Consider the following 8,724-nt stretch of genomic DNA (forward strand, 5'->3'; position numbering starts at 1 on the left):
TTCTCCGTGAGCCGGTGGGGGCGGGCGGTCCTTACAGACCGACCTCGCGCATCAGCATGCCGACCTCGGTGTTGGTCAGGCGGCGCAGCCAGCCGGACTTCTGGTCGCCCAGCTCGATCGGGCCGAAGGAGGTGCGCACGAGCTTCTCGACCGGGAAGCCGGCCTCCGCCATCATCCGGCGCACGATGTGCTTGCGGCCCTCGTGCAGGGTGACCTCGACCAGGTAGTTCTTGCCGACCTGGTCGACGACGCGGAAGTGGTCGGCGCGGGCGTACCCGTCCTCCAGCTCGATGCCGTCCTTCAGGCGCTTGCCGATCTCGCGCGGCAGCGGGCCGGTGATGGCGGCGACGTACGTCTTCTTCACGCCGTACTTCGGGTGCGTGAGGCGGTGGGCCAGCTCACCGTGGTTGGTGAGCAGGATGATGCCCTCGGTCTCGGTGTCGAGCCGGCCGACGTGGAACAGCCGCGTCTCACGGTTGGTGACGTAGTCGCCGAGGCACTGGCGGCCGTCCGGGTCCTCCATGGTGGAGACGACGCCGGCCGGCTTGTTCAGCGCGAAGAACAGGTACGACTGGGTGGCGACGGTCAGGCCGTCCACCTTGATCTCGTCCTTCGGCAGGACGCGCTTGCCCTGCTCCAGCACGATCTCGCCGTTGACCTCGACGCGGGACTGCTCGATCAGCTCCTCGCAGGCACGGCGCGAACCCATGCCGGCACGGGCGAGCACCTTCTGCAGGCGCTCACCCTCCTCCTCGGCGCCCGGGAAGGTCTTCGGGGTCTTGATGACCGGCTTGTCGGCGTACCGGTCGCGCACGCGCTCCTCGATCCGCGCGTCCAGCTCGCGCGGACGGGACTGGCCGCTGCGGCTGCCCGGGCCGCGGCGCGGGCCGCCGGCCCCGCCGATGCCGGGGGTCTTGGAGGTCTTGGGGCCGCCCTTGGCACCACCGCGCGCCGCGGCGCCGCGGGCACCGGAGCCGCCGCGGGGACCGTCGGCCGCGCCGCGGGCACCGCCGCCGCCGGCCTTCGCTCCGCCGCGGCCGTTGCGCTCGCCCTCGGGGCCCACGTCGTAGCGGCGTTCCTCGGGGCGCGGGTTGCGGGGGCGCTGGGGGGCCTGGTCGCGGTCGCGGTCCTGGGAGCCGCCCGCGCCGCGGTAACCGCCGCCGGAGCCGGAGGAACCGGAGGAACCGCCCCGGTAGCCGCCGGAGCCGGAGCCCGTGGAGCCGGAGCCCCCGCGGTAGCCGCCGCCGGAGCCGGAGCCGCCGCCGCTGGAGCCCCCGCGGTAGCCGCCGCCGCCGGAGCCGCTGCCGCCGCCGGAGCCGCCGCCGCGGTAGCCACCACCGCCGGAGCCGCTGCCGCGGGCGCTACCACGCCCGCCGCCGCTGCTGCCGCTGTTCCTGTTGCCGCCACCGTTGCCGTTGCCGCTGCTTCGCATCAAAGTTCCGTCGTCTTGTCGTCGTCTTCACATTTCTGGGGCGTACGGTGCCTCCAGATCGAACGACGGCACACCTTCCTGCGTCTCGGCTTCGATCGCGTCCGCCTCGGGGAGGAAGGGCGCGAGTTCCGGGAGCTCGTCCAGGCCGCGTAGGCCCATCCGCTCCAAAAAGTGGTTCGTCGTCCTGTACAGGATCGCACCTGTTTCGGGTTCCGTCCCCGCCTCGGCCACCAGACCCCGCTGGAGGAGGGTCCGCATGACCCCGTCGCAGTTGACTCCGCGGACCGCGGAGACCCTCGACCGGCTGACCGGCTGCCGGTACGCGACGACCGCCAGCGTCTCCAGGGCCGCCTGGGTGAGCCGGACCTGCTGACCGTCCAGGACGAAGGCCTCCACGGCCGGCGCGTACTGCGCGCGGGTGTAGAAGCGCCACCCCCCGGCGACGAGCCGGAGCTCGAAACCCCGGCGGGCCGCCGTGTACTCGTCGGCGAGCTCGCGCAGGGCGAGCGCCACCTCCCTCGGGGTGCGCTCCAGCACCTTGGCGAGGTGCGCCTCCGTGGCCGGCTCGTCCACCACCATCAGGACGGCCTCCAGGGCGGGCTTCAGCTCCAGGGCCGTCACCGCACCCGTTCCGCCCGCCGGGGCCTGCGCCCCCGCGTCGCTGCTGCTCAATCCTTCGCCTCCACGATCCGGTCGAACTCGTCGGTCACCGTCGGCATGCCGTCGCCGTCCCCGCCGCTCCAGCGCACGGTCAGGGTGTCCAGGGCCTCCTCCTGGTCCAGGACCACGGCCTTCTCCCGGTAGAGCTCCAGGAGGGCCAGGAACCGCGCGACGACTGTCAGGGTGTCCCCGGCGTCCTCGGTGAGCTCCTGGAAGGTGGCCTCGCCGCGCGCCTTCAGCATCCGCACCACGAGCCCGGCCTGCTCGCGCACGCTGACCAGCGGCGCGTGGATGTGGTCCACGTACACCTGGGGCTCCGCCCTGGGCTGCATGGCGCGGGCGGCGATGCGGGCGAAGCCCTCCGCGCCGATGCCGATGACCACCTCGGGCAGCAGTTCGGCGTGGTGCGGCTCCAGGCCCACGGTGCGCGGGTAGCGCCGGCCCTCGGCCTCCGCCCGCGCCTCGAAGATCTCCGCGATCCGCTTGTACGCCCGGTACTGGAGCAGGCGCGCGAAGAGCAGGTCGCGGGCCTCCAGCAGGGCGAGGTCGCCCTCGTCCTCGACCTCGGCGGCCGGCAGCAGCCGGGCGGCCTTCAGGTCGAGCAGGGTGGCGGCGACCACGAGGAACTCGGTGGTCTGGTCGAGGTCCCAGTCGGGGCCCATGGCCCGGATGTGGACCATGAACTCGTCGGTGACCCGGGACAGCGCCACCTCGGTGACGTCCAGCTTGTGCCGGGAGATCAGCTGGAGCAGCAGGTCGAAGGGGCCCTCGAAGTTCGCCAGCCGCAGGGTGAACCTGCCGTCGCCCGGCGCCGCGGACCCGCCGCCGGGTCCCGTACGGCCCTCAGGGGGCGCTGGGGCGGCCTCTGCGGCCCCCACGGCCCCCGGCGCGCCCGGGGCCTGTCCGGGGGCCTCAGCCGGCGCCTCGGGGGCTTCCGGAGCCCCGCCGCGTGTGGCGGGCGGCTCGGCGGCGGTTTCCCGTACGGCTCCCGGCTCGGCGGCGGTTCCCCGTACGGCTTCGGCGTCGGGCTCCCCCGCGAGGGAGCCGGGCTCCCGGACCGCTTCGGCCGCCAGGTCCCCCGCGGGTGGCCCCGCTCCGGGACCGCGCCCCAGGGGGCGGCGGGTCGGCGGGCCGGGTTCGGCGGGGAGGTGCATCGCGGTCCAGGCTGGTGCGGAGGGGCGGGGTGCGGACGGGGCGCGCCCGAGAGGACCGGGTCAGCGCCCGCGCAGCCGCCGTACGAGGATGCTCGCGTCCCCGCGGGACTCGAGATCCGCGAGGACGACGGCCACCGCCTCACGGACGATACGGCCACGGTCGACCGCAAGCCCGTGCTCGCCGCGCAGCACCAGCCGCGCGTGTTCCAGGTCCATGAGCTCTTCGGCGGAGACGTAGACCGTGATCTTCTCGTCGTGCCGCTCGCGCCCGCTGGGGCGCCGGTTCGCGCCCCGGCCCTGCCCCTTGCCGCGGCCGCCCGGCTGGGCCGGTCCGTTCGCGGAGCTGACAGAACCTTCCTGCGGCCGCCTGGGTGCCCCCACCACGGGGTCGGTTCCGGCCGCCGCCTCCCGGCTGCGCCCCTCACCCGCCGTGCCCTCCGCCGAAGCCGCCGCGTGCTCCGTTCCGGGCGCCTCCTCGGCTCCCCGCCGCGGCGAGGACGACTGGAGGGCCATCCCCCCGGTCGTGCGGAACAGTTCGTCGGCTCCGGGCAGACTCACTCGGCGTGACACCGGGCGAGCACCTCCCTGGCGAGCTGGCGGTAGGCGGCGGCGCCGACGGAGTTGGAGGCGTACGTGGTGATCGGCTCACCGGCGACCGTGGTCTCCGGGAAGCGCACCGTGCGGCCGATGACCGTGTGGTAGACGTGGTCGTCGAAGGCCTCGACGACGCGCGCCAGGACCTCGCGGCTGTGCACCGTGCGGGAGTCGTACATCGTCGCGAGGATGCCGTCGAGCTCCAGCTCGGGGTTGAGCCGCTCCTGCACCTTCTCGATGGTCTCGGTCAGCAGCGCCACGCCGCGCAGCGCGAAGAACTCGCACTCCAGCGGGACGATGACCTTGTGAGCCGCCGTCAGGGCGTTCACGGTCAGCAGGCCGAGCGAGGGCTGGCAGTCGATCACGATGTAGTCGTAGTCGGCCATCAGGGGCTTCAGGGCCCGCTGGAGGGTCGACTCGCGCGCGACCTCGCTGACGAGCTGCACTTCGGCGGCCGACAGGTCGATGTTGCTCGGCAGCAGGTCCATGTTGGGGACCGCCGTCTTCAGCAGCACCTCGTCGGCCGACATGCCCCGCTCCATGAGCAGGTTGTAGACCGTCAGGTCGAGTTCCATCGGGTTCACGCCGAGGCCCACGGACAGCGCGCCCTGCGGGTCGAAGTCGACGAGCAGCACACGGCGCCCGTACTCGGCGAGCGCGGCACCCAGGTTGATGGTCGACGTGGTCTTGCCCACGCCGCCCTTCTGGTTGCACATCGCGATGATCTTCGCCGGACCGTGGTCGGTCAGCGGACCCGGGATCGGGAAGTACGGCAGCGGGCGTCCGGTCGGGCCGATCCGCTCACGGCGCTGGCGGGCAGCGTCGGGGGCGAGGGTGGCCGCGTACTCGGGGTCCGGTTCGTACTCCGCGTCGGGGTCGTAGAAGTGCCCTTCGGGCACGTTTTCGTAGTCGGCGAAACCCACGGGCTTGTCGCCGCTCGGGTCGCCGGCCCTGGAGTTCACGTCTAGGCCGTCCATGCTCTTTCGGGGCGTCTGCATGTGCTGGTGGTTTGCGAAGGTGCGGACTGCGACGGAGCCGACAGCCTCGGGCCCGGCGGGGCCTGGGCCCCGCTCCGGCGTCCCTGCGCGACCACCCCCAGGAGCAAATGTCGACTCATTCACAAGTCGTCTTACCTCCTCGGACGTGACCAGGACACTTATCGATAGGTCAGCGTTGCACCATGCCGACGGTTGGCGACTCTATGGCGTGTCACCGCCCAGCGGCAACACAATCCGTCGGACGCGGCACGATGTGTCGGCAACCGAACACGTCTCTGTCAAGGGCGTCCGAGCTGTCGCCGCGAAGTTTCGCGGGTGTGCGAAAGGGCGAAAGGGTTACGTTCGAGGCGAGTTGAGCGAGGTCGCCGGGCACCCCGCGAACGCCTCCGGCCGGACCTCGCGAGCAAGGTCCGGCCGGATACGTGAGATTGACGTCAGTCGTTGACGCGTCAGCCGAGCAGCGTGTTCAGCTCAAGGGTCGGGAGACCGTGCGCGTCGGCGACCGGACCGTAAACGACCTGGCCGTCATGGGTGTTGAGGCCCAGGCCGAGCGCCGGGTCACGGCGGAGCGCCTCCACCCAGCCGAGGTTCGCGAGCTGCACGATGTAGGGCAGCGTGGCGTTCGTCAGCGCGTAGGTGGAGGTGTTCGGAACCGCGCCCGGCATGTTGGCTACGCAGTAGAAGACCGAGTTGTGGACCTGGAAGGTCGGCTCGGCGTGGGTGGTCGGACGGGAGTCCTCGAAGCAGCCGCCCTGGTCGATCGCGATGTCGACAAGGACACTTCCGGGCTTCATCCGGGAGACCAGCTCGTTGGTGACCAGCTTCGGGGCCTTCGCACCCGGAATCAGCACCGCGCCGATGACGAGGTCGGCCGCGAGGACGGCCTTCTCGAGCTCGTAGGCGTTGGAGACGATCGTCTGGATCTTCGTGCCGAAGATCTTGTCGGCCTCGCGGAGCTTGTTGATGTCGCGGTCCAGCAGGGTCACGTGGAAGCCCATGCCGATGGCGATCTGCGCCGCGTTCCAGCCGGAGACGCCGCCGCCGATGACCACGGCCTCGCCGGCCGAGGTGCCGGGGACGCCGCCGGGGAGGACGCCGCGGCCGCCGGCCGAGCGCATCAGGTGGTAGGCGCCGACCTGGGGGGCCAGACGGCCCGCGACCTCGGACATCGGGGCGAGCAGCGGGAGCGCGCGGTTGGCGAGCTCGACCGTCTCGTACGCGATGGCGGTGGTGCCGGACTCCAGCAGGGCGTCCGTGCACTCGCGGGAGGCCGCCAGGTGCAGGTACGTGAAGAGGGTCTGGTCCTTGCGGAGGCGGTGGTACTCCTCGGCGATGGGCTCCTTGACCTTCAGCAGCAGGTCGGCGGTGGCCCAGACCTCGTCGGCGGTGCCGAGGATCTCGGCGCTGGCCGCGACGTACTCGGCGTCCGTGATCGAGGAACCCGCACCGGCGTTCTGCTCGACGAAGACCTGGTGGCCGCCCCGGACCAGCTCATGCACGCCGGCGGGCGTGATGGCGACCCGGAACTCGTTGTTCTTGACCTCGCGGGGGATGCCGACCTTCATCGTCGATCACGGTCCTTGGCTCAGGGGATTTTTCGGGTCACTTCCATACATACCCGCCCACAAGAACGCGCAACGGGATGCACCACAGGATGACGTGGTGGAGCCAGTCTAATGAAGGATGAGTCGCTGTCTAGCCTTGCAAACGAATAATCTTAGTCGGAAGCACTGCGGATTTCGCAGGCTGCGGGGTCATCTCCCAGCAATCTGTCCGCCGCGGACCGGTGCAGCCTGGCAGCCGCGGGGTCGCCGAGGCGGTCCAGCGTGTCGGCCAGCCGGACCTGGAGGGCGGCCTGAAGCCGTTGGTCCCCGACGCGGCGCGCCAGCTCCACCGCCTCCCGGCAGGTGTGCAGCGATTCCTCGGGCCGCCCCGCGTACTCCTGCACCCGCGCCATCTCGCTCAACGCCTTTGCCTGGCCGGGGACATCGGCCAGCTTCCGGTAGCCCGCGGCGGCGGCCCGCCAGCTGCGCAGCGCGTCCCCGTAGCGGCCCGCGTAGGTGTGGACGTTCCCGAGCCGCCCGTAGAGCCGTGCCTCGTCCGCACGCTCCCCGCGGGCGAGCGCCTGGGACAGGGCCCGGCCGAACCAGTCGGCGGCCCGGTGCCAGTCCGTGAGCTCCTGGTACGCGCCGCCTACGGATTCCATCGCGCGGCCGGTCGCGTACGGGTCGTTCGCCGCCTTTCCGGCGGCCAGTGCGGCCCGGTAGCGCTCCAGGGCCTTTTGGGTCCGCCCGGTCTCGGCGTCCAGGTCGGCCAGGTTCAGCAGGGCGGCGGCCTGCTCGCGGTGCAGGTCGCGGCGCTCGGCGACGTCCAGGACCAGCCGGTGCAGCCCGTACAGCTCGGGGGCGGCCACGGCGGTGCCCCGGTGGTCCGCGAGGGCCCGTACGAGCCCGGCGACCAGCCGGCGGGCCAGCGTGTCGAGCCCGCCGTCGGCCACGGCCACCGTGGCGGCCGCCGACAGGGCGGGCAGCCGGGTGTCCAGCCAGGTCGCGGCGGCCCGCCGGTCGGGGAAGCGCAGGGCGCGCGGCAGGCCGTCCAGCTTCTCCGGTCCGCCGACGGGCCCGTCCTCGTCCGTCTCGGCCATGGCGCGGCAGGAGTGCAGCAGCCGTACGGTGCGCTCCAGCATCCGGGCCCGGGCCAGCTGGACCTCGGCGGGGCGCTCCTTGGCCTCCAGCAGGGCCTGGAGCAACGGGGCGAGGCAGCCGGGCACCAGGAACAGCCCGTCGCGGGAGGAGTGCAGGAGGCCCAGTCCGGCGAAGTCGTCCAGGGTGGACTGGGCTGCGGCCACCGAGCACCCGGCGAGGGCGGAGGCGGTGTGCGAGTCGACGACCCCGGCGGGGGCGAGCGGCAGCAGCCGCAGGGTCCGCTGGGCGGGCTGCGGCAGGGACTCGTAGACGAGCCGGAAGCCGCGGGCGAGCGGGCCGCCGGTGCTGGACGGCATGTCGTGCAGCTGCTTGGCCACGTCGACGACGGAGGCCTTGGGGTGGGCGGCGAGCCAGCCGCCGACGAGGCGCAGCGCGGCGGGCTGGGCGCCGCACTCCTCGGCGAGGGCCTCGGCCGCGCGGGGGTCGACGGTGACCCGGATGTCGCCGATGCGGTGGGTGAGCATGCTTACGGCGGAGGGGGTGTCGAGTCCGCCGAGGGTGCAGGGCCGCACGTCGGGGATGCCCGTGAGGGGGCCTTCGGCGGTGACCACGACCAGGCACTCCGGGGTGTCCGGCAGCAGGGCGTCGACCTGGTTGGGGTCGGCCGCGTCGTCGACCAGGACGATCGCCCGGCGCCCGGCGAGCGCGGTCCGCAGGGCGGAGCTCAGGTCGTCCTCGCCGGCTCCGGCCGGGGCGACGTGCCCCAGCCCCTCCAGGAGGTCCCTGACGGCGCGCTCGGTGGGTACCGTCTCGCCTCCCGGCAAGGTCAGCCGGGTGCGGAGGACCCCGTCGGGGTACTGCTCGGCGATCTCGCGCACGAAGGCCTCGGCGAGGGCCGTACGCCCCGAGCCGGGCCGCCCGGCGATGAGCAGCACCCGCGCCCGGGGGGCCTTGGCCTTCCGGCCGGAGAGGGTGTCGAGCCCGGTCCGTGCGATGTCCTCGCGCAGCTCCTTGAGCTCACGCCGCCGCCCGACGAAATCCGTCACGGATCCGCTCCTCTCGCTGCCTTCGGATTGCGAGCGTAGTTCACGCAGAGCGACGAGACGGGTGGAGCGCGGCGGACAAATCCCCCAATCGGATCAGCGGATGGTCACATCACTGGGCCGTACCGGGCCTGCGGGCCTCCCCGACCGCCCGCGCGCCGCCGGCCGGGCGCCCGGCCGGCGGCGCGCGGGCGGTCG

At 72.9% G+C, this 8,724-nt stretch carries 7 protein-coding genes; all 7 read right to left on the minus strand.

The window, feature by feature from the left end:
• Positions 1 to 31: 31 nt before the first annotated feature.
• Positions 32 to 1,432, minus strand: coding sequence for a pseudouridine synthase (locus tag ACFWTC_RS31045; RefSeq protein WP_383927188.1), 1,401 nt, complete (start codon positions 1,430 to 1,432; stop codon positions 32 to 34).
• 27 nt (positions 1,433 to 1,459) lie between these two features.
• Positions 1,460 to 2,104 carry an SMC-Scp complex subunit ScpB gene (gene scpB, locus ACFWTC_RS31050; RefSeq protein WP_383927191.1) on the minus strand — a complete coding sequence of 215 codons (645 nt, stop codon included), beginning with the start codon at positions 2,102 to 2,104 and terminating at the stop codon, positions 1,460 to 1,462.
• Entirely contained in the window at positions 2,101 to 3,246 is a 1,146-nt protein-coding gene (locus ACFWTC_RS31055) for a segregation and condensation protein A (protein ID WP_384029354.1), read from the minus strand. The genes scpB and ACFWTC_RS31055 overlap by 4 nt, the downstream gene beginning before the upstream one ends.
• Before the next feature lie 60 nt (positions 3,247 to 3,306).
• Entirely contained in the window at positions 3,307 to 3,816 is a 510-nt protein-coding gene (locus ACFWTC_RS31060) for a hypothetical protein (protein ID WP_383927197.1), read from the minus strand.
• A complete protein-coding gene (locus ACFWTC_RS31065) occupies positions 3,801 to 4,961 on the minus strand; it encodes an AAA family ATPase (RefSeq protein ID WP_383927200.1) in 1,161 nt (386 codons plus the stop codon). The genes ACFWTC_RS31060 and ACFWTC_RS31065 overlap by 16 nt, the downstream gene beginning before the upstream one ends.
• 326 nt (positions 4,962 to 5,287) lie before the next feature.
• The gene (ald, locus tag ACFWTC_RS31070; protein WP_384074863.1) at positions 5,288 to 6,403 is read right to left on the minus strand and encodes an alanine dehydrogenase; all 1,116 of its coding nucleotides are present in this window, start codon (positions 6,401 to 6,403) and stop codon (positions 5,288 to 5,290) included.
• A 152-nt stretch (positions 6,404 to 6,555) separates the two neighbouring features.
• Positions 6,556 to 8,529 carry a tetratricopeptide repeat protein gene (locus ACFWTC_RS31075; RefSeq protein ID WP_383927206.1) on the minus strand — a complete coding sequence of 658 codons (1,974 nt, stop codon included), beginning with the start codon at positions 8,527 to 8,529 and terminating at the stop codon, positions 6,556 to 6,558.
• Positions 8,530 to 8,724 lie beyond the last annotated feature (195 nt).

Origin of the sequence: Streptomyces sp. NPDC058619 (assembly GCF_042717785.1) — a bacterium.
GTDB lineage: Bacteria > Actinomycetota > Actinomycetes > Streptomycetales > Streptomycetaceae > Streptomyces.